Below are 429 nucleotides of genomic sequence, written 5' to 3' on the forward strand. Positions count from 1 at the left end.
CCTACGGGAGGCAGCAGTCGAGAATCTTTCACAATGGGGGAAACCCTGATGGAGCGACGCCGCGTGGAGGATGACGGTCTTCGGATTGTAAACTCCTTTTCTGTGGGAAGAGGAAGGACGGTACCACAGGAATAAGTCACGGCTAACTACGTGCCAGCAGCCGCGGTAATACGTAGGTGGCAAGCGTTATCCGGATTTACTGGGCGTAAAGCGCACGCAGGCGGCTGTCCAAGTCTGACGTGAAAGCTCCTGGCTTAACTGGGAGAGGTCGTTGGAAACTAGATGGCTTGAGGCGAGGAGAGGGGTGTAGAATTCCCGGTGTAGTGGTGGAATGCGTAGATATCGGGAGGAATACCAGTGGCGAAAGCGACACCATGGCCTTTGCCTGACGCTCAGGTGCGAAAGCGTGGGTAGCGAACGGGATTAGAT

Annotated in this window: 1 rRNA gene; it reads left to right on the plus strand. The window is 55.5% G+C overall.

From position 1 onward, the window contains the following. Nucleotides 1-429, plus strand: a 16S ribosomal RNA gene (locus tag ACTHSX_RS10500); the annotation flags it as partial.

The organism is Neisseria sp. P0014.S002, assembly GCF_051958295.1.
Classification (GTDB): domain Bacteria; phylum Pseudomonadota; class Gammaproteobacteria; order Burkholderiales; family Neisseriaceae; genus Neisseria; species Neisseria flavescens_B.